Source organism: Pantoea sp. Ae19-2 (genome assembly GCF_059801205.1).
In genome coordinates, this window is the sequence record NZ_JBCHWE010000001.1 from 646551 (window position 1) to 665531 (window position 18981).

Annotated in this window: 17 protein-coding genes; 11 read left to right on the top strand and 6 right to left on the bottom strand. The window is 55.4% G+C overall.

Annotated elements, in window-relative coordinates; genetic code table 11:
- Positions 1-81: 81 nt before the first annotated feature.
- Positions 82-2082, bottom strand: a complete 2001-nt coding sequence (tkt, locus tag AAIE03_RS03080) for a transketolase (protein WP_019106053.1) — start codon at positions 2080-2082, stop codon at positions 82-84.
- Between the two features lie 63 nt (positions 2083-2145).
- Entirely contained in the window at positions 2146-3096 is a 951-nt protein-coding gene (tal, locus tag AAIE03_RS03085) for a transaldolase (protein ID WP_014594257.1), read from the bottom strand.
- A gap of 360 nt (positions 3097-3456) precedes the next feature.
- Here tal and maeB point away from each other — a divergent pair, with 360 nt between their 5' ends.
- Positions 3457-5736 (top strand): NADP-dependent oxaloacetate-decarboxylating malate dehydrogenase, encoded by a 2280-nt coding sequence (maeB, locus tag AAIE03_RS03090; RefSeq protein WP_105082805.1) that lies wholly within the window; start codon positions 3457-3459, stop codon positions 5734-5736.
- A 98-nt stretch (positions 5737-5834) separates the two neighbouring features.
- On the opposite strand, the gene hemF is transcribed toward maeB, so the two are convergent.
- Complete coding sequence (gene hemF / locus AAIE03_RS03095) at positions 5835-6749, bottom strand: oxygen-dependent coproporphyrinogen oxidase (RefSeq protein ID WP_013026653.1); 915 nt, start codon at positions 6747-6749, stop codon at positions 5835-5837.
- 48 nt (positions 6750-6797) lie between these two features.
- The gene (amiA, locus tag AAIE03_RS03100; RefSeq protein ID WP_029568366.1) at positions 6798-7643 is read right to left on the bottom strand and encodes an N-acetylmuramoyl-L-alanine amidase AmiA; all 846 of its coding nucleotides are present in this window, start codon (positions 7641-7643) and stop codon (positions 6798-6800) included.
- Positions 7644-7852: 209 nt separating this feature from the next.
- On the opposite strand from amiA, the gene AAIE03_RS03105 reads away from it, so the two are divergent.
- The 10 genes from AAIE03_RS03105 (at position 7853) to AAIE03_RS03150 (ending at position 16634) form a co-directional block, all read left to right on the top strand.
- The gene (locus AAIE03_RS03105; RefSeq protein WP_006117810.1) at positions 7853-8278 is read left to right on the top strand and encodes a GNAT family acetyltransferase; all 426 of its coding nucleotides are present in this window, start codon (positions 7853-7855) and stop codon (positions 8276-8278) included.
- The gene (locus AAIE03_RS03110) at positions 8268-8729 is read left to right on the top strand and encodes a DUF2919 family protein (RefSeq protein WP_013026651.1); all 462 of its coding nucleotides are present in this window, start codon (positions 8268-8270) and stop codon (positions 8727-8729) included. Before AAIE03_RS03105 ends, AAIE03_RS03110 begins: the two co-directional genes overlap by 11 nt.
- Positions 8730-8794: 65 nt before the next feature.
- Positions 8795-9415, top strand: a complete 621-nt coding sequence (locus AAIE03_RS03115) for an RpoE-regulated lipoprotein (RefSeq protein ID WP_014594254.1) — start codon at positions 8795-8797, stop codon at positions 9413-9415.
- A 207-nt stretch (positions 9416-9622) separates the two neighbouring features.
- A complete protein-coding gene (locus tag AAIE03_RS03120) occupies positions 9623-10636 on the top strand; it encodes a sulfate ABC transporter substrate-binding protein (protein WP_015699780.1) in 1014 nt (337 codons plus the stop codon).
- A gap of 2 nt (positions 10637-10638) precedes the next feature.
- Positions 10639-11472 (top strand): sulfate/thiosulfate ABC transporter permease CysT, encoded by an 834-nt coding sequence (gene cysT, locus AAIE03_RS03125; protein ID WP_014594252.1) that lies wholly within the window; start codon positions 10639-10641, stop codon positions 11470-11472.
- Complete coding sequence (cysW, locus tag AAIE03_RS03130; RefSeq protein WP_022623469.1) at positions 11472-12347, top strand: sulfate/thiosulfate ABC transporter permease CysW; 876 nt, start codon at positions 11472-11474, stop codon at positions 12345-12347. Before cysT ends, cysW begins: the two co-directional genes overlap by 1 nt.
- On the top strand, positions 12337-13425 hold the full coding sequence (gene cysA, locus AAIE03_RS03135) for a sulfate/thiosulfate ABC transporter ATP-binding protein CysA (RefSeq protein ID WP_013026646.1): 1089 nt from the start codon (positions 12337-12339) through the stop codon (positions 13423-13425). The genes cysW and cysA overlap by 11 nt, the downstream gene beginning before the upstream one ends.
- A gap of 118 nt (positions 13426-13543) precedes the next feature.
- Positions 13544-14425 (top strand): cysteine synthase CysM, encoded by an 882-nt coding sequence (cysM, locus tag AAIE03_RS03140; protein ID WP_028725107.1) that lies wholly within the window; start codon positions 13544-13546, stop codon positions 14423-14425.
- Between the two features lie 179 nt (positions 14426-14604).
- Complete coding sequence (locus AAIE03_RS03145) at positions 14605-15285, top strand: response regulator transcription factor (protein WP_013026644.1); 681 nt, start codon at positions 14605-14607, stop codon at positions 15283-15285.
- Entirely contained in the window at positions 15282-16634 is a 1353-nt protein-coding gene (locus tag AAIE03_RS03150; protein ID WP_228225601.1) for an ATP-binding protein, read from the top strand. Before AAIE03_RS03145 ends, AAIE03_RS03150 begins: the two co-directional genes overlap by 4 nt.
- A gap of 49 nt (positions 16635-16683) precedes the next feature.
- Here AAIE03_RS03150 and crr read toward each other — a convergent pair whose 3' ends face one another.
- The gene (gene crr, locus AAIE03_RS03155) at positions 16684-17184 is read right to left on the bottom strand and encodes a PTS glucose transporter subunit IIA (RefSeq protein WP_013026642.1); all 501 of its coding nucleotides are present in this window, start codon (positions 17182-17184) and stop codon (positions 16684-16686) included.
- 42 nt (positions 17185-17226) lie between these two features.
- Entirely contained in the window at positions 17227-18954 is a 1728-nt protein-coding gene (gene ptsI / locus AAIE03_RS03160) for a phosphoenolpyruvate-protein phosphotransferase PtsI (RefSeq protein ID WP_013026641.1), read from the bottom strand.
- Positions 18955-18981 lie beyond the last annotated feature (27 nt).

Consider the following 18981-nt stretch of genomic DNA (forward strand, 5'->3'; position numbering starts at 1 on the left):
CGACGTGCCAGCGCAGGGCTGGCACGTCGTGTTGGCCAGGCGACCTGAGGCAAAGCAGCAGGTCGCTCAGCAGCAAGTAGATTATGCGGGTTTCAGCAGTGCTTCTGCATGGCTGACGATGTTTTCCACCGTAAAGCCAAATTCAGCAAACAGCTTCTCGGCCGGCGCCGACTCGCCGAAGGTCGTCATGCCCACAATGGCACCGTCCAGGCCAACATATTTATACCAGTAGTCGGCGATGCCTGCTTCTACCGCCACGCGCGCTTTAACCGCAGAAGGCAGCACCGACTCACGGTAAGCGGCATCCTGTGCGTCAAACAGGTCAGTGGAGGGCAGTGAAACCACGCGCACCTTGTGACCGCCAGTTGTCAGCTTCGTCGCGGCACCCAGGGTTATTTCTACCTCGGAGCCGGTCGCAATCAGGATGATGTCTGGCGTGCCGTCGCACTCCTTCAGCACATAACCGCCGCGCTTGATGTTAGCCACCTGCTCTGCGGTACGCTCAGGCTGAGCCAGGTTCTGACGCGACAGGATCAGCGCTGTCGGGCCATGGTGGCGCTCAATCGCTGCCTGCCAGGCGATTGCCGTCTCCACCTGGTCACAGGGGCGCCATACGCTCATGTTTGGCGTCACGCGCAGGCTGGCAATTTGCTCAACCGGCTGGTGGGTTGGGCCGTCCTCGCCCAGGCCAATGGAGTCATGGGTATACACCATGATCTGCCGGGCCTTCATGAGTGCCGCCATGCGCGCCGCGTTACGGGCGTACTCAACGAACATCAGGAAGGTGGCGGTATAGGGCACAAAGCCGCCGTGGTGGGCAATGCCGTTACCGATCGCCGTCATGCCAAATTCACGCACGCCGTAATGGATGTAGTTTCCGGCCGGATCGTCTTTGATGGATTTTGAGCCAGACCAGATGGTGAGGTTGCTCGGTGCCAGGTCGGCAGAACCGCCCAGAAACTCTGGCAGCAGTTTGCCATAGGCTTCCAGGGCATTCTGCGAGGCCTTGCGGCTGGCAATTTTTTGCGGATTGGCCTGCAGCTCGGCAATAAACTTCGCGGTTTCCGCTTCCCAGTTTGCCGGCATGCCGCCGTTCATGCGGCGCTCGTACTCGGCCGCCAGCTCTGGATAAGCCTGCTTATAGGCCGCCAGTTTGTTGTTCCAGGCTTTTTCGCGCTCAGCGCCGGCCTGTTTGGCATCCCACTGCTGGTAAATCTCTTTGGGGATCTCAAACGCCGGATAGTTCCAGCCCAGTTGCTTACGGGTCAGCGCCACTTCTTCTTCGCCTAACGCCGCGCCGTGGGCTTCTTCTTTACCGGCTTTATTCGGTGAGCCGAAGCCAATGACCGTACGGCAGATGATCAGTGACGGCTTGTCGGTGACGCTCTGCGCTTCCTGAATCGCGGCTTTAACCGCATCGGCGTCATGACCGTCGATTTCACCCACAACGTGCCAGTTATAGGCTTCAAAGCGTTTGTGCGTATCGTCGGTAAACCAGCCTTCGGTTTCACCATCAATAGAAATACCGTTGTGATCGTAGAAGCCAATCAGTTTGCCCAGTCCGAGCGTACCGGCCAGCGAGCAGACTTCATGAGAAATGCCTTCCATCAGACAACCGTCGCCCATGAAAACATAGGTGAAGTGATCGACGATATCGTGATCGGGACGGTTAAACTGGGCCGCCAGCGTGCGCTCAGCAATCGCCAGACCAACGGCATTCGCCAGGCCCTGGCCCAGCGGACCTGTGGTCGTTTCCACGCCTGGCGTATAGCCAATTTCCGGGTGGCCCGGCGTTTTAGAGTGGAGCTGGCGGAAGTTTTTCAGTTCTTCAATCGGCAGATCGTATCCGGTCAGGTGCAACAGACTGTACAGCAGCATGGAGCCGTGGCCATTTGAAAGGATAAAGCGGTCACGATCCAGCCAGGCGGGGTTGGTTGGGTTGTGCTGGAGGAAATCGCGCCACAGGACTTCGGCGATATCAGCCATGCCCATTGGCGCACCAGGATGACCTGATTTTGCTTTTTGTACCGCATCCATACTTAATGCGCGAATCGCATTAGCCAACTCTCTGCGTGAGGACATAAAGGGTCTCCCTTGTTAAGCATCAGGGCGGGAGTGCTCCCGCCCGGTAAAAGAGGGGGAAAACTACAGGCGCGCTGCCAGCACATCTTCCAGTTTTTGCTGGTCAACGGCGAACTGACGAATACCGTCTGCCAGTTTCTCTACCGCCATCGGGTCCTGATTATGTTCCCAACGGAATTCGGCTTCGGACAGCGGGGAAGGCTGGTGGAAACATTCGGTTGAGGGTTCGAGCTTGCGCTCTACGGGCTCCTCACTGTTTTGCAACTCTTCCAGCAGGTTAGGCGAAAGCGTCAGGCGGTCACAACCGGCCAGGGCAAGCACCTGCTCAACTTTACGGAAGCTGGCGCCCATGATGATGGTGTCATAGCGGTGCTTCTTGTAGTAATCGTAAATGCGGCGTACGGATTTCACGCCGGGATCTTCATCCACGTGATACGGGTCCATCGGTTTGCGGGTGTTGTACCAGTCGTAAATACGGCCCACAAAAGGTGAAATCAGGTAAACACCGGCTTCGGCACAGGCACGGGCCTGCGCGAAGGAGAACAGCAAGGTCAGGTTGCACTGGATACCATTTTTTTCCAGTTCTTCAGCCGCCTTAATGCCTTCCCAGGTGGAAGCCAGTTTGATCAGGATGCGTGAGCGGTCAATGCCGTGTTCTTCATACATGCGAACCAGCTTTTCCGCTTTCGTGACGCACATGCCACGATCGAAGGAGAGGCGCGCATCCACTTCGGTCGAAACACGGCCCGGTATGCTTTTCAGGATTTCCATACCGAGATTGATTGCCACTTTGTCGCTGGCGTTGATGATCTGCGTCTCTTTGCTGCCGCCCTGCTTTTTCGCATAGTCGATGGCGTCATCAATCAGGTGTTTGTAAGGCTGGAGAGCAGATGCTTTCAGAATAAGCGAGGGGTTGGTGGTCGCATCTTGTGGGTGATAATTTCGAATCGATTCGATATCGCCACTGTCAGCCACCACGGTAGTGAACTGTTTAAGGGCTTCAAGCTGGTTCATTTCTACACTCCTTGAAAAAAACGTTGTAACGAAAGGGAACACCTCTGGCCTCGTGCCCTAATCAGTGCAGACATTACCGGTCGCAGTAACGCCGACTCACCACCTTGCAACAGACTGGGTGCAGTGAAAATGCGTTTTCTCTGAATGTTGTGCGATGAGGGTAGCGCGCAATCATCCGAGATGACATTTCAGCGGATAACGACTGCCCGGTTATTAAGAATAGCAGCCATGACAAATGACGCAGACCAGACTGTAACAATCTGTGCCTTAAGAAATGAGGTTCTTTGAAGCGCCTCACCGCTTTGCGGTTGTCTGCTTTCTATACTGGGCGTTCACTTACCTGGCGAAGAAGGATGTCAAATGGATGACCAACTGAAGCAAAGTGCGCTCGATTTTCACCAGTATCCCACTCCCGGCAAGATTCAGGTCTCGCCCACTAAACCGCTGGCCACTCAGCGCGATCTGGCCCTGGCCTATTCACCCGGCGTCGCCGCACCCTGCTTAGAAATTGCCGCCGATCCCCTGGCCGCCCATAAATACACCGCACGCGGTAATCTGGTGGCGGTTATTTCTAACGGCACGGCGGTGCTGGGCTTGGGCAACATTGGTGCGCTGGCCGGTAAGCCGGTGATGGAAGGCAAGGGCGTTTTATTTAAGAAGTTTGCCGGTATTGACGTCTTTGATATTGAGGTCGATGAGCACGATCCCGATAAGCTGATCGAGATCGTCGCGGCGCTGGAACCCACCTTCGGCGGTATCAACCTGGAAGATATCAAAGCGCCAGAGTGTTTCTACATTGAGCAGCAGCTACGGCAACGCATGAAAATCCCGGTGTTCCACGACGATCAGCACGGCACGGCGATTATCTGCACGGCGGCGGTGTTAAACGGGTTGCGTATTATCAAGAAGGCGATTTCCGACGTGCGGCTGGTGGTCTCCGGCGCGGGCGCCTCGGCGATTGCCTGCATGAATCTGCTGGTCGCGTTGGGTTTGCAGAAGCACAATATTCAGGTGTGCGATTCAAAAGGGCTGATCTATCGTGGGCGCGAGCCCAATATGGCGGAGACCAAGGCCGACTATGCGGTTGAGGATCAGGGAAAACGTACGCTGGCCGAGGTTATTGAGGGCGCCGACATTTTCCTGGGCTGCTCTGGCCCGGACGTCCTGACGCCTGACATGGTCAAAACCATGGGCAGCGATCCGCTAATTCTGGCGCTGGCGAATCCGCAGCCAGAAATTCTGCCGCCGCTCGCTAAGGCCGTGCGGCCCGACGCCATTATCTGCACCGGCCGTTCTGACTATCCTAATCAGGTGAATAACGTCCTGTGCTTTCCGTTTATCTTTCGGGGAGCGCTGGATGTTGGCGCAACGGCCATCAATGAAGAGATGAAGCTGGCGGCGGTGCACGCGATAGCCGAGCTGGCGCAGGCGGAGCAGAGCGATGTGGTGGCTTCGGCCTATAGCGATCAGGACCTGAGTTTTGGCCCGGAATATCTGATCCCCAAACCCTTCGATCCCCGGTTAATTGTGCAGATCGCCCCGGCGGTGGCGAAAGCGGCGATGGATTCCGGTGTGGCGACCCGGCCCATTAGCGACTTCGACGCCTATCGCGAGAAGCTCACGGAATTCGTCTATAAAACCAATCTGTTTATGAAACCGATTTTCTCTCAGGCGCGCAAAGCGCCGAAGCGCGTGGTGCTGGCAGAGGGGGAAGAGGTTCGGGTGCTGCATGCGACGCAGGAATTAGTGTCGTTGGGGCTGGCAAAACCTGTTTTGATAGGCCGCCCGAACGTTATCGCGATGCGCCTTGAAAAGCAGGGGCTGAAGATCGAAGCCGGAAAGGATTTCGAAATCGTCAACAACGAATCCGATCCCCGTTTTAAAGCATACTGGAACGAGTATTACCAGATGATGAAGCGGCGCGGCGTAACGCCCGAGCAGGCACAGCGCGCGGTGATCGGTAATCCGACGCTCATTGGGGCCATCATGGTCTATCGCGGTGAAGCGGATGCGCTCATCTGCGGCACCATCGGGGATTACAACGAGCACTACGAGATTGTGGAGAAAGTGCTGGGCCTGCGTTCCGATGTGAAAGTGGCAGGGGCCATGAATGCCTTGCTGCTGCCGCACGGCAACACCTTTATTGCGGATACCTACGTAAATGAAGATCCCACACCCGAGCAGTTAGCGGACATTACGTTAATGGCGGCCGAAACCGTGCGGCGATTTGGTATTGAACCGCGGGTTGCCCTGCTGTCGCACTCCAGCTTTGGCACCTCAAATTCTCCTGGCGCTCGAAAAATGCGTGACGTACTGGCGCTGGTGCAGCAGCGCGCACCTGAGCTGGAAATTGACGGCGAGATGCACGGCGATGCGGCACTGGTAGAGAGCATTCGTCGGGAGATCATGCCCGACAGCCCGCTGAAAGGCAGCGCCAACCTGTTGATTATGCCCAACGTGGAGGCGGCACGAATCAGCTACAACCTGCTGCGCGTCTCGCACGCTGACGGCGTGACGGTGGGGCCGGTGCTGATGGGGATGACCAAACCGGTGCACGTACTCACCCGTATCGCCTCCGTGCGGCGCATCGTTAATATGGTGGCGCTGGCGGTGGTAGAAGCACAAACCCAGCCGCTGTAACACAACGGGGCCGGATGCAGCCCCAATTTTCACCTTCGCGCATGAAAGCGCTGTTAACTTTGTCTTCCTGCCCGTTACGCGGGGCAGGAAGACGGACGTCACTCGGGCAGGTTAAGCCAGTTCTTCACCGGCAGAAAATCGCGGTAGAGCGCGGCCTCTGGCGAATCCGGCTCAGGATGATAATCATATTCCCAGCGTACCAGAGGCGGCAGAGACATCAGTATCGATTCCGTTCTGCCTCCGGTTTGCAGGCCAAACAGCGTGCCGCGATCCCACACCAGATTAAATTCCACGTAGCGACCACGACGATAGAGCTGAAACTGACGTTCACGCTCGCCAAACGGCAACGACTTGCGGCGTGCCACGATAGGCTGATAGGCGTCCAGGAATCCCCGGCCCACCGCCTGAATCAGCGCGAAGCTTTTTTCAAAGCCAGGCAGATGAACATCATCGAAGAATAGCCCACCAATCCCGCGCTGCTCGTCACGGTGTTTTAGGTAGAAATAGTCGTCGCACCACTTTTTAAAGCGCGGGTACACGTCCTCGCCAAAAGGCTGGCAGAGATCAAAAGCCGTCTGATGCCAGTGCAGCGCATCCTCTTCGAAACCGTAAAACGGTGTCATATCGAAGCCGCCACCAAACCACCAGATAGGCTCGGCACCCGGTTTTTCGGCAATAAAGAAACGGACGTTGGCATGGCTGGTCGGCACATAGGGATTGTGCGGATGAATCACCAGCGACACGCCCATGGCTTCAAAACTGCACCCGGCCAGTTCAGGCCGATGCGCGGTAGCGGACGCGGGCATCTGATCGCCATGAACGTGCGAAAAGTTGACGCCGGCCTGTTCAAAGACGGCGCCATCACGCAGCACGCGGCTTCGTCCGCCGCCGCCGCCGGGGCGCTGCCAGCTGTCTTCAATAAAATGGGCACCGCCGTCTTCGGCGGTCAGCTTGCGACAAATCTCATCCTGCAAATCCAACAGGAACGTTTTTACACGGGAGATATCTGGCATGTGATGAGCTTCTCTTGGTAAAAATTGGACGTGATTATAGCTGATTCATTATGACATTCGGCGATCGTACTCATCAAAGTAGTTGATTATTCCCGTGGCGATAGCCGACGCGATTTTTTGACGAAACGCGCTGGTGCCCAATAGCTGCTCTTCCCGTGGGTTGGTGATAAACGAGGTTTCCACCAGTACCGAGGGAATCGACGGGGATTTTAATACGGCAAAAGCGGCCTGTTCGGTGTGCTGACTGTGAAGGTGGTGCACCGGCCGGATCTGATCCAGCACATGTTTACCCAGCGTCAGGCTGTTCTTAATGGTATCCGTTTGCACCAGGTCAAAGAGGATCTGCTGCAGATAGTGATCCTGCGCTTCCACCTTTGCGCCACCGACCTTGTCGGCATCGTTCTCTCTGTTCGACAGATAGCGCGCCATGCTACTGCTGGCACCGCGGTTGGACAGGGCGAAGACTGAGGCGCCGTTGGCATCGGGGCTGGTGTAGCCATCGGCATGGATGGACATAAACAGATTCGCGCCATGCTGATGGGCAATTTCCACGCGCTGATAAAGCGGAATAAAGTGATCGCTGTCGCGCGTCAGCCGCACTTCAATGCGGGGATGGGACTGCAGCTCACGGCGCACGTTATTGGCAATTTCCAGGACGATATGTTTCTCTTCCGCGCCTTCTTCGCCCACCGCACCCGAATCAATCCCGCCGTGCCCCGGATCGATCATCACAATGCGTTTACCGTTACTGGCGGGTGGCTTGGGTGAGGAGTGACGGGAAGAGAGCGAAGCCTGCTGTTCTTTCGCCTGTACGGCGCGCGGGGACAAAACAGCCAGCGCCAGTCCTGACAGCAGAAGCTGGCGGCGGTGAATCAAACGTTTAAGCAAATGCATGTGCAGGTCCATAAGCAACAATCATGCAAAGTGTTATAGTGTAACGTTAGCGCCAAGGCGATCTTTCAAGCATTTCAGGTTATTACTTTGTATTTCAGCCCACTAACAGCCAAATCCCTTTTTTTTAACGTTGCCGCCAGTGGGGAGGGTTGCGCCCGACGAAGAAAGCGTGATAATCAGCAAATTGTGGTAAATAGCAGGAAAAGAAGATGGAAATCCGCACCTTCCGCCAGGAAGACTTTGAAGAAGTAATCACGCTCTGGGAACGCTGTGATTTGTTACGCCCGTGGAACGATCCGGAACTGGATATCGAACGTAAAATGCATCACGACGCCGATCTTTTTCTGGTGGCTGAAGTGGGCGGTGAAGTTGTCGGAACGGTCATGGGCGGCTACGACGGGCATCGCGGGGCGGCCTACTATCTGGCCGTGCATCCTGATTATCAGGGGCGTGGTTTTGCCAATGCCTTGATGAACCGGCTTGAAAAAAAACTCATTGCGCGCGGCTGCCCAAAAATCCATTTGATGGTACGTGAAGAAAACGATCAGGTCGTCGCCTTCTATGAAAAACTCGACTATGAAACGGTCGATGTGGTGTTGCTGGGTAAACGTTTAATCGAAGACCGTGAATATTAATTCCGTCTGGCCGCCTGAAGAGTACGACGATAAAGGTCAGCTGCGTCTGCCGTTTCTTTTTTGGCTGATTCTGCTGCTGCAGTCGCGTACCTGGCTGTTGCTGATCATGGCTGGCGCCTCACGCCAGCAGGGAAACGATCTTCTGGCGCTCTTTTATCCCGATCGCCAGGCCTTCTGGGTAGGGCTGGCGCTTGGCTTACCGGCGCTGGCGGGCCTGCTGCTGACCGGCTATCGTTCGCGTTTGCCCCGAGTGTGGCGCAGCTGGCGTCAGGTGTTGATGCTTTCCGTAGCAATTAACCTGATTTGGCAAGGCGCACAGCTGTATCTGGCGGACTTCCTCAGTTCACCGCTTCCCCTGTTACTGACGCTATTCGATCTGCTCGCGCTGCTCTGGTTATTCAGCAGCGTTCGGCTTCGCGCCTGCTTTTTACCCCAACCGCATGCTGAATAAACTTTTTGCCGCTTTGCGACTCCAATCAGTTCTGCCTTAATGTTCTTTTATTAACAGGAGTTTTCATGAAAGCTGTTCGTTACACGTTACTGACTGTGGCCATGCTGGTCAGTGGGTGTGCCAGTTCCTCCGGTACTGATGCTAACAGCAGCCAGCAGGTAAGCTGGTGGAATCCACTGAGCTATCACTGGTCTGCCGCGCTGCCGTGGAACTGGTTTGGTTCCTCGCTTACGGCCACAGAGCAGGGCGTGGGCGGCATCAATGGCTCAACGACCATGACCGAAGCCGCCATAAAAGAGGGGTTGAAAGGCAAGTACGATCTGCGTCAGGGCATGCGCGGCCATAACGGCCAGGTGGTGTCGTTCTGGCAGGCTATGGATGACGGCAAAGTGATGCTGGTGATTTATGGTCAGACGCAGGTCGATCGCATTGAGGTGCTGGACAGCCGTATCGCCAGCGCCGATGGCAGCAAAATCGGTGACGCGTTCAGCGCCAAATTCGACAAAGCCTTCAACAACTGCGTGCTGGCGAGCGGACTGGACACCCGTGACGTGGAGTGCCGCGCGCCCAACAGTCAGCATCTTCGCTATGTCTACAGCGGAACCTGGCACGGGCCAGAAGGGTTGATGCCGTCGGATGACACACTCAAGAGCTGGACGCTCAGCAAAATTGTCTGGCAGCGCTAAGTCTTTTTTCACACCGCTCAACCGCAGGGCATAACCGGCCCTGCGCGTCCAATTCTGTTTTTCGTCTTTCTTTTCCCGCCGCCTTATGCCTTTTTCGACTTTGAAATCAGCAAACGATATATAAAACCGTTACGGGTTTACGCTGAGTTATAAATAAACTGCTGTATCTGCAGATGAGATCTGCATCAAATTTCCTCAGGGTGAACCATGACCTTACCAGCGATGAAAAAAATCGTGAGCGGACTCGCACTGTCGCTGAGTCTGGCCGGTGCCGCAAACGCGACCGAGCTGTTGAACAGCTCTTACGATGTCGCACGTGAATTATTTGTCGCCCTGAATGCGCCTTTTGTCAGCCAGTGGGATGCCAGCCATCCTGACGACAAGCTGACCATTAAGATGTCCCATGCCGGGTCATCCAAACAGGCGCTGGCGATCCTGCAAGGCCTGCGTGCCGATGTGGTGACCTATAACCAGGTCACCGATGTGCAGGTGCTGCACGATAAAGGCAAACTGATCCCTGCCGACTGGCAAACCCGCCTGCCGAATAACAGTTCGCCGTTTTACTCCACCATGGCGTTCCTGGTGCGCAAGGGAAACCCAAAGCAGATTCACGACTGGTCCGATTTAACCCGTGACGATGTGAAGCTGATTTTTCCTAATCCCAAAACCTCGGGCAACGGACGTTATACCTATCTTGCTGCCTGGGGCGCCGCCAGCAACGCTGACGGGGGCGATCAGGCTAAAACCCGCGCTTTTATGACAAAATTTCTGAAAAATGTTGAAGTCTTCGATACCGGTGGCCGAGGTGCTACGACCACCTTTGCTGAACGCGGTCTGGGCGATGTGTTGATCAGTTTTGAGTCTGAAGTGAATAACATCCGCAACCAGTACGGCAAAGACGACTACGAAGTCGTGGTGCCTAAAACCGATATTCTCGCGGAGTTTCCTGTTGCCTGGGTAGATAAAAACGTCGAGCAGAATAAAACAGCCGATGCAGCGAAAGCCTATCTGACCTGGCTGTATTCTCCTGCGGCGCAGAAAATTATTACGGATTTCTATTACCGCGTGAACAATCCGCAGTTAATGGCGCAGCAAAAAGCCCGTTTTCCTGCCACGAACCTGTTTCGTGTTGAAGACATTTTTGGCGGCTGGGATAACGTGATGAAAACCCATTTCGCCAGCGGTGGCGAGCTAGACCAGTTATTAGCGGCGGGGCGGTGATCATGTTTGCAGCCAGCCAAAAACGCGTCCTGCCCGGTTTCGGTCTCAGCCTGGGCACCAGCCTGCTCTTTACCTGTCTGGTGCTGCTGCTGCCAATCAGCGCACTGATTATGCAGCTGTCGCAGATGACGTTGCAGCAATACTGGGACGTGGTCACCAATCCGCAGCTCATCGCAGCCTATAAGGTCACGCTGCTGTCGGCCGGTGTGGCCTCACTGTTTAATGCCGTATTCGGCATGTTAATGGCGTGGATCTTAACGCGTTACCGTTTTCCGGGCCGCACGCTGCTCGATGGTCTGATGGATCTGCCGTTTGCGCTGCCGACCGCGGTTGCTGGCCTGACGCTGGCCGGTCTGTTTTCCGTGAACGGCTGGTATGGACAGTGGTTCGCGCATTTTGATATCAAGATCTCCTATACCTGGATCGGTATCGCGCTCGCGATGGCCTTCACCAGTATTCCGTTTGTGGTGCGTACCGTGCAGCCGGTGCTGGAAGAGCTGGGGCCTGAATATGAGGAAGCGGCTCAAACGCTGGGCGCCACGCCCTGGCAGAGCTTCCGCCGGGTCGTTCTGCCTGAAGTGGCACCGGCCTTACTCGCGGGCACCGCGCTGTCGTTTACCCGCAGCCTGGGCGAGTTTGGTGCGGTAATCTTTATTGCCGGCAACATCGCCTGGAAAACCGAAGTGACCTCGCTGATGATCTTCGTGCGCCTGCAGGAGTTTGACTATCCGGCAGCCAGCGCCATTGCCTCGGTCATTCTGGCGGCATCGCTGCTGTTACTTTTCGCTATCAACACTTTACAAAGCCGCTTTGGTCGTCGTCTGGGAGGCCATTAATGGCAGAGATTTCGCAACTCAATCATGCCGACCGCCAGCCTGTTAACTGGGCCAAGTGGCTGCTTATTGGTATTGGTGCGCTGATATCCTTGCTGCTGCTGGTCGTGCCGATGGTGTCCATCTTCTGGGAGGCCCTGCATAAAGGACTGGGCATCACCTTAAGCAATCTGACCGACAGCGACATGCTCCATGCCATATGGCTCACGGTGCTGGTCGCATTGATTACCGTGCCGGTGAATTTAGTGTTCGGCACGCTGCTGGCCTGGCTGGTGACACGCTTTACCTTTCCGGGACGTCAGTTGCTTTTGACGCTGTTCGATATTCCCTTTGCGGTATCGCCTGTGGTCGCCGGTCTGATGTATCTCCTGTTCTGGGGCATTAACGGCCCGGCGGGCGGCTGGCTGGATGCCCATAATATTCAGGTGATGTTCTCCTGGCCTGGCATGGTGCTGGTCACCGTCTTCGTTACCTGTCCGTTTGTGGTGCGCGAACTGGTGCCGGTGATGCTGAGCCAGGGCAGTCATGAAGATGAAGCCGCGGTGCTGTTAGGTGCCTCGGGCTGGCAGATGTTCCGTCGCGTGACGCTGCCGAATATTCGCTGGGCCATGCTGTATGGCGTCGTGCTGACCAACGCCCGCGCGATTGGTGAGTTTGGCGCGGTTTCCGTGGTTTCGGGTTCTATTCGCGGTGAAACCTACACCTTACCGCTTCAGGTTGAATTACTGCATCAGGATTACAACACGGTGGGCGCCTTTACTGCCGCAGCCTTACTGACCGTGATGGCAATCGTGACGCTGTTTCTGAAAAGCATTGTGCAATGGCGTTTAGAGCAACAGCACAAACGCCTGCAACTGGAGGACAATCATGAGCATTGAGATTAACCAGATCAACAAATCCTTTGGTCGCACAGCGGTGCTGAACGATATCTCACTGGATATTCCTTCTGGCCAGATGGTGGCCTTACTGGGGCCGTCCGGTTCCGGTAAAACCACGCTGCTGCGCATCATTGCTGGACTGGAACATCAGAACAGCGGTCAGATTCGTTTTCACGACCACGATGTCAGCCGCCTGCACGCCCGCGATCGCCAGGTCGGATTTGTCTTCCAGCACTATGCGCTGTTCCGTCATATGACGGTCTTCGACAATATTGCCTTTGGCCTGACCGTGCTGCCGCGCCGTGAGCGTCCGTCCAGTGCGGAAATTAAAAAACGCGTCACGCGCCTGCTGGAGATGGTGCAGCTTTCCCATCTGGCGAACCGTTTCCCGGCCCAGCTTTCGGGGGGGCAGAAGCAGCGCGTCGCGCTGGCAAGAGCCCTGGCCGTGGAACCGCAAATCCTGTTGCTGGATGAGCCCTTTGGTGCGCTGGACGCTCAGGTGCGTAAAGAGCTGCGCCGTTGGTTACGTCAGCTGCACGAAGAATTGAAGTTCACCAGCGTGTTCGTCACCCACGATCAGGAAGAGGCGATGGAAGTGGCCGATCGCGTGGTGGTGATGAGCCAGGGCAGCATCGAACAGGTGGGGACGCCGGATGAAGTCTGGCGCGATCCCGCCACGCGCTTCGTGCTGGAATTCCTGGGTGAGGTTAACCGCTTCGACGGTGAAGTGCATGGTTCTCAGTTCCATGTCGGGGCGCACCACTGGCCGTTAGGCTATACCTCTGCACATCAGGGCGCGGTCGATCTGTTCCTGCGCCCGTGGGAAATCGACGTTTCGCGCAGAAGTAGCCTGGAAACGCCGCTGCCCGTTCAGGTCTTAGAAGTCAGTCCTCGTGGTCACTTCTGGCAGCTGGTGGTGCAGCCAACGGGATGGCAGAGCGAGCCCTTCTCGCTGGTCTTTGACGGTGAACAGACCGCGCCGTTGCGCGGCGAGCGCCTGTTCGTGGGGCTGCAGCAGGCCCGACTGTACCAGGGCGCGACACCGTTACGGGCGGTTGCCTTTGCACACAGCGCCTGATATTTTCTTTTTTCACGCAGGGCGGGACAGTGTCCCGCCTTTTTAATGACCTGAATACCGCGATAACCCGGGCTGTGGCCTGGATCAGGGCGGAGAGGGTTTTGCCAGGAAATGCATCGTGACCACTCTGGAAGACACCATCGGCAATACGCCGCTCATCAGATTACAGCGCCTGGCGCCTGACAACGGCAGTGAAGTCTGGCTTAAGCTGGAAGGCAATAACCCTGCCGGTTCAGTGAAAGATCGGGCCGCCTGGTCGATGATCCACCAGGCCGAGTTGCGCGGCGACATTACGCCGGGCGACCAGTTGATCGAAGCCACCAGTGGCAATACCGGCATTGCGCTGGCGATGATTGCCGCGATGAAGGGGTATCGGCTGCGGCTGCTGATGCCCGACAACATGAGTCAGGAGCGGCAGGATGCGATGCGCGCCTACGGCGCAGAGCTGGTGCTGATTAGCCGCGAGCAGGGGATGGAAGGCGCACGCGATCGGGCTCAGGAGATGGCGGCACGGGGCGAAGGAAGGGTACTGGACCAGTTCAATAACCCGGATAACCCGCTCGGCCATTACCAAACCACCGGGCCTGAGCTGTGGCAGCAGTCGAAACAGCGAATGACCCACTTTGTTTCCAGCATGGGTACCACGGGAACCATTACTGGCGTAGGCCGGTTTTTAAAGGATCACCAGACCGGCGTTAAAGTGATTGGCCTGCAGCCTACCGAAGGCAGCAGCATTCCCGGCATCCGCCGCTGGCCCCAGGCTTACATGCCGGGCATTTATCGCCCTGAGTTGGTGGATGACATCATTGATATGGGACAGCAGGAAGCCGAAGAAACCATGCGCGCGTTAGCGCGACGTGAAGGCATCTTCTGCGGCGTCAGTTCCGGCGGTTCGGTTGCTGGCGCACTGCGCATCGCCCGGGCGAATCCGGGGAGTGTGGTGGTGGCTATCGTCTGCGACCGGGGCGATCGCTATCTCTCAACCGGAATTTATCAGTAGCGTCCTCCTCAATACCGATGCGTTAAAAAAGGCGTGTGTTGCCCACCAGGGCGCATAAGCCTTTTTTATTTACCGGTGTTGGCACTATGCTTAGTCGCATCTGTAAGGATCGCGTAAAACCGGCTGCGCATTACGTTGGCTCGGTTCAAAATAGCGCCAGTTACGCATGAGAGATAACAATGAAAATCTTGCTGGTAGATGACGACGTAGAGTTAGGCACCATGTTAAGCCAATACCTGATAACAGAAGGTTTTGACGCTCAGCTGGTGTTAACCGGCAGTGCCGGGGTTCAGGGAGCGCTGTCGGGGGAGTTTAGCGCCATGATACTGGATATTATGTTGCCCGATATGAGCGGCACCGACGTGCTGCGCCAGGTACGTCAGCAAAGCCGCCTGCCGGTAATTATGCTGACCGCCAAAGGCGATAATATTGATCGGGTCATCGGGCTGGAAATGGGCGCGGATGACTATATGCCCAAACCCTGTTATCCCCGTGAACTGGTTGCGCGTTTGCGCGCGGTCCTGCGCCGGGTTGAGGAGCTTGCACCGCAGCAGGACAAAAAAGAGATACTGCAGTGGGGCGAGCTCACCCTTAACTCTGCCAGGCGGATTACGGAGTGGAAGGGCAAAACGTTTGACCTGACCGCCTCAGAATTTAACCTGCTCGATTTGCTGCTGCGTTCACCCGATCGGGTAGTGACGAAAGACGAACTGTCAGAAAAAGGTCTGGGCCGACCGCGCGAAGCTTACGATCGCAGCGTGGATGTTCACATCAGTAATATTCGTCAGAAGCTCAGTGCGCTCACGGCGGAGAGCATTACGATTGAAACCGTTCGCAGCATTGGCTATCGCATTCGATGAGTCACAGCTATCGCGGACGCATGTTCTGGAAAATCCTGCTGGGCTTTTGGCTGGTATTTTTCATCATCAGCCAGCTTATCTGGCTGGGGTTTTCACTTTCCGGAACCCGCCACCATCCGCCTGAACTTCAGGTAACACAGCGTCTGGCGGATGTGTTAATGGCATCAGCCACGTCCGTGCTGGAACGTGAAGGGCCAGCCGCACTCAAGGTGATGACAGCAGAGTGGACGCCTCAGGAACGCCAGTTCCTCAGCATAAGTCCTGTTGATGACCTTCAGCCCGCCGTCAGCGCGCCGCCGCCTGTTTCCGATACCACTGATAAATCGTTTTTCCCCAATCGGTTGGTGCGTCAGGTAAAGGGTGCAGACGGCAACGATTATGAACTGATGTACGACCTCAGAGGAATGCGTGAGCTGAGTCGGGAAGGGCGACCACACAACTTTCTGAACATACCTGAACCCATGTTTATTTTTGCTGGCTCGGTAGGGCTGCTGTTCAGTTTGCTATTGGCCTGGAACCTGACCCGGCCAATGCGACAGCTACGCGAAGGGTTTTCGCGCGTGGCTAATGGGGATTTACGCGTCCGGCTTTATCCGGCACTGCGTAAACGCCACGATGAGCTGTCGAGCGTGGCTCAGGCATTCGATGCCATGGTAGAGCGGCTGGATACGCTGGTGAAGGCGCGTGAGGCGCTGCTTCATGATATCTCTCACGAACTGCGCTCACCGCTTGCTCGCCTGCAGTTGGCCACCGGGCTGGCACGTCAAAGGCCAGAGAATGTCAGTACCTCACTGGATCGCATTGACGAAGAAGCGCAACGACTTGATAAGATGATCGGCGAGCTGTTGACTCTGGCGCGTGCAGAACACGAAAGCATGCCGGGAGAACACTATTTTGACCTTGCGGGATTGCTGGAGGCGGTGGTGACAGACTTACGTTATGAAGCGCAGATCCCCGGTGTGGATGTCGTGTATGACGTTGATGAGCGCGCCGATCATACGGTGCGTGGTAATGCGGAACTGTGCCGCCGTGGCATTGAAAACGTATTACGTAATGCCCTGCGCTTCTCGCTGCCGGGACAACGTATTCATGTGAGCCTGAAGGTGGAATCGCAGTGGCTGGCTATTCACGTACGTGACCAGGGGCCGGGTGTGGAAGAAACCAAACTTTCCAGTATCTTTGACCCGTTTGTACGCGTGAATTCTCCGCTGATGGGTAAAGGTTACGGGCTGGGGTTGGCTATCGTACGTAAAGTGGTGTTGGCGCATCATGGGGAAGTGCACGCCGTTAACCGACCGGAAGGCGGGCTGGAGCTCACGCTGCGTTTGCCGCGCTGGCAGCCGGATTAACGCGGAAAACGAACATAAAAAAACGGCACCCTCAGGTGCCGTTTTTCGTTTACTTCCTGATGCGAATCACAGGGGTTTCACCCACAATGACCTGACCAGAAAGCTTCGTCAGATCTTTGATTTCATCCATGTTGGAGATGACAACAGGCGTCAAGGTTGATTTCGCTTTCTCTTCCAGCAGCGCCAGATCGAACTCAATAACCACGTCGCCTTTTTTAACCTTCTGACCTTCTTCAGCGATACGTTTGAAGCCTTCGCCTTTCAGTTCAACGGTATCAATACCAAAGTGAACAAAAAGCTCAATGCCGTTATCTGATTCGATTGAAAAGGCGTGGTTGGTTTCGAAAATCTTGCCGATAGTTCCGTCAACCGGAGCAACCATTTTGTTGCCGCTTGGTTTGATCGCAATACCGTCACCCACGATTTTTTCTGCAAACACCACATCTGGTACGTCTTCAATGTTCACGATTTCGCCTGACAGAGGCGCTACGATATCAATTGTCCCAGCGCTATCTGTTTTTTCGCCAAAAAGTTTAGAAAACAAACCCATGATCTTCTCCTAAGCAGTAATTTGGGGCCAGCATCTCGTGGATCAGCAGAGCGTTTTTTCTTTAATGAACTTGTTAACCAGGTTCATTAAGTCTTCCGCCGTAGGTTGAGCCAGTGCCTGCTCTGCCAACGCCTTCGCATCTTCGAAATGTGTATTACGAATAATTTTCTTGATGCCAGGGATAGAAATGGCACTCATGCTGAATTCGTCCAGCCCCATTCCCAGTAACAGTAGTGTAGCACGTTCGTCACCTGCCAGCTCACCACACATGCCAGTCCATTTACCTTCAGCATGAGACGCATCAATAACTTGCTTGATGAGGTTCAGCACTGATGGTGTCATTGGGTTATACAGGTGCGAAATCAAATCATTACCACGATCTACTGCGAGAGTATACTGCGTCAAATCGTTTGTCCCAATGCTAAAGAAGTCGACTTCTTTAGCCAGGTGGCGGGCAATCACGGCTGAGGCAGGCGTTTCGACCATAATGCCGACTTCGATTGACTCATCAAACGCTTTGCCTTCTTCGCGTAACTGCGCTTTAAGCATGTCCAGCTCGGCTTTCAGACTGCGGACTTCTTCGACCGAAATAATCATCGGGAACATGATACGCAGCTTGCCGAACGAGGAGGCACGCAGAATGGCGCGCAGCTGAGCATGCAGGATCTCTTTACGATCCATCGCGATACGAATAGCACGCCAGCCGAGGAAGGGGTTCTCTTCTTTTGGCAGATTCATGTAAGGCAGGTCTTTATCACCGCCAATGTCCATGGTGCGCACGATAACGGCCTGCGAGCCCATCGCTTCAGCAACGGCTTTGTACGCCTGGAACTGCTCTTCTTCGGTCGGCAGCGAATCGCGATCCATAAACAGGAACTCGGTGCGATACAAACCGACACCTTCAGCGCCGTTACGCTCTGCGCCGGCGATATCACGCACGGTGCCGATGTTGGCGCAGACTTCAACCTGATGACCATCCAGAGTTACCGCGGGCAGATCTTTCAGCTTGGCCAGTTCATGTTTTTCGGACAGGTACTGGTTCTGAACCGCTTTCAGCTCTTCCTGAACGGCGTCAGACGGATTGACGTGAATCGCATTGTTTACGCCATCCAGAATGATGAAGTCACCGTTCTTAATGGAGGTGGTCACGTTACCGGTGCCGACGATCGCAGGGATTTCTAACGAACGCGCCATGATAGACGTGTGCGACGTCCGACCGCCCAGGTCGGTAATAAAGCCCAGCACCTTTTTCAGGTTTAGCTGTGCGGTCTCTGACGGCGTTAAATCTTTCGCCACCAGAATAGATTCGTCCTGGATTGCGCTCAGATCGACAATGTGCAGACCTAAAATATTTTGCAGCAGGCGTTTACCGATGTCGCGCACGTCCGCCGCACGCTCTTTCAGGTATTCATCATCCAGCTCTTCCAGCGCTTTAGCCTGAGCGTCAATCACGGAATTCACCGCGGCATCGGCAGTTGCGTGATCTTTTTTGATCAGGTCGGTGATTTCCTGCTCCAGCTCTTCATCTTCCAGCAACATGATGTGGCCTTCGAAGATCGCTGCTTTTTCTTCACCCAGGGATTCGCTGGCTTTGATGCGAATGGCTTCCAGCTGTTCAGCCGCTTTGCCGCGGCCCTGAAGAAAGCGCTGGATCTCCTGCTCAACCTGATCATCTGAAATCTTTTTACGGTTGATGACGATCTCGTCTTCTTTCAGCAGCAGAGCTTTGCCGAAAGCGATACCTGGTGATGCTAAAATGCCTGAAATCATAACCCTACCTTTTAATCACGATGGCTG

What these genes read in the sequence shown, in the direction of transcription:
- AAIE03_RS03120 (WP_015699780.1), top strand. Translation starts at nt 9,623, where the DNA reads ATGACCTTACCAGCGATGAAAAAAATCGTGAGCGGACTCGCACTGTCG.
- cysA (WP_013026646.1), top strand. Translation starts at nt 12,337, where the DNA reads ATGAGCATTGAGATTAACCAGATCAACAAATCCTTTGGTCGCACAGCG.
- crr (WP_013026642.1), bottom strand. Translation starts at nt 17,184, where the DNA reads ATGGGTTTGTTTTCTAAACTTTTTGGCGAAAAAACAGATAGCGCTGGG.
- cysT (WP_014594252.1), top strand. Translation starts at nt 10,639, where the DNA reads ATGTTTGCAGCCAGCCAAAAACGCGTCCTGCCCGGTTTCGGTCTCAGC.
- AAIE03_RS03105 (WP_006117810.1), top strand. Translation starts at nt 7,853, where the DNA reads ATGGAAATCCGCACCTTCCGCCAGGAAGACTTTGAAGAAGTAATCACG.
- cysW (WP_022623469.1), top strand. Translation starts at nt 11,472, where the DNA reads ATGGCAGAGATTTCGCAACTCAATCATGCCGACCGCCAGCCTGTTAAC.
- tkt (WP_019106053.1), bottom strand. Translation starts at nt 2,082, where the DNA reads ATGTCCTCACGCAGAGAGTTGGCTAATGCGATTCGCGCATTAAGTATG.
- tal (WP_014594257.1), bottom strand. Translation starts at nt 3,096, where the DNA reads ATGAACCAGCTTGAAGCCCTTAAACAGTTCACTACCGTGGTGGCTGAC.
- AAIE03_RS03150 (WP_228225601.1), top strand. Translation starts at nt 15,282, where the DNA reads ATGAGTCACAGCTATCGCGGACGCATGTTCTGGAAAATCCTGCTGGGC.
- maeB (WP_105082805.1), top strand. Translation starts at nt 3,457, where the DNA reads ATGGATGACCAACTGAAGCAAAGTGCGCTCGATTTTCACCAGTATCCC.
- AAIE03_RS03115 (WP_014594254.1), top strand. Translation starts at nt 8,795, where the DNA reads ATGAAAGCTGTTCGTTACACGTTACTGACTGTGGCCATGCTGGTCAGT.
- ptsI (WP_013026641.1), bottom strand. Translation starts at nt 18,954, where the DNA reads ATGATTTCAGGCATTTTAGCATCACCAGGTATCGCTTTCGGCAAAGCT.
- amiA (WP_029568366.1), bottom strand. Translation starts at nt 7,643, where the DNA reads ATGCATTTGCTTAAACGTTTGATTCACCGCCGCCAGCTTCTGCTGTCA.
- hemF (WP_013026653.1), bottom strand. Translation starts at nt 6,749, where the DNA reads ATGCCAGATATCTCCCGTGTAAAAACGTTCCTGTTGGATTTGCAGGAT.
- AAIE03_RS03145 (WP_013026644.1), top strand. Translation starts at nt 14,605, where the DNA reads ATGAAAATCTTGCTGGTAGATGACGACGTAGAGTTAGGCACCATGTTA.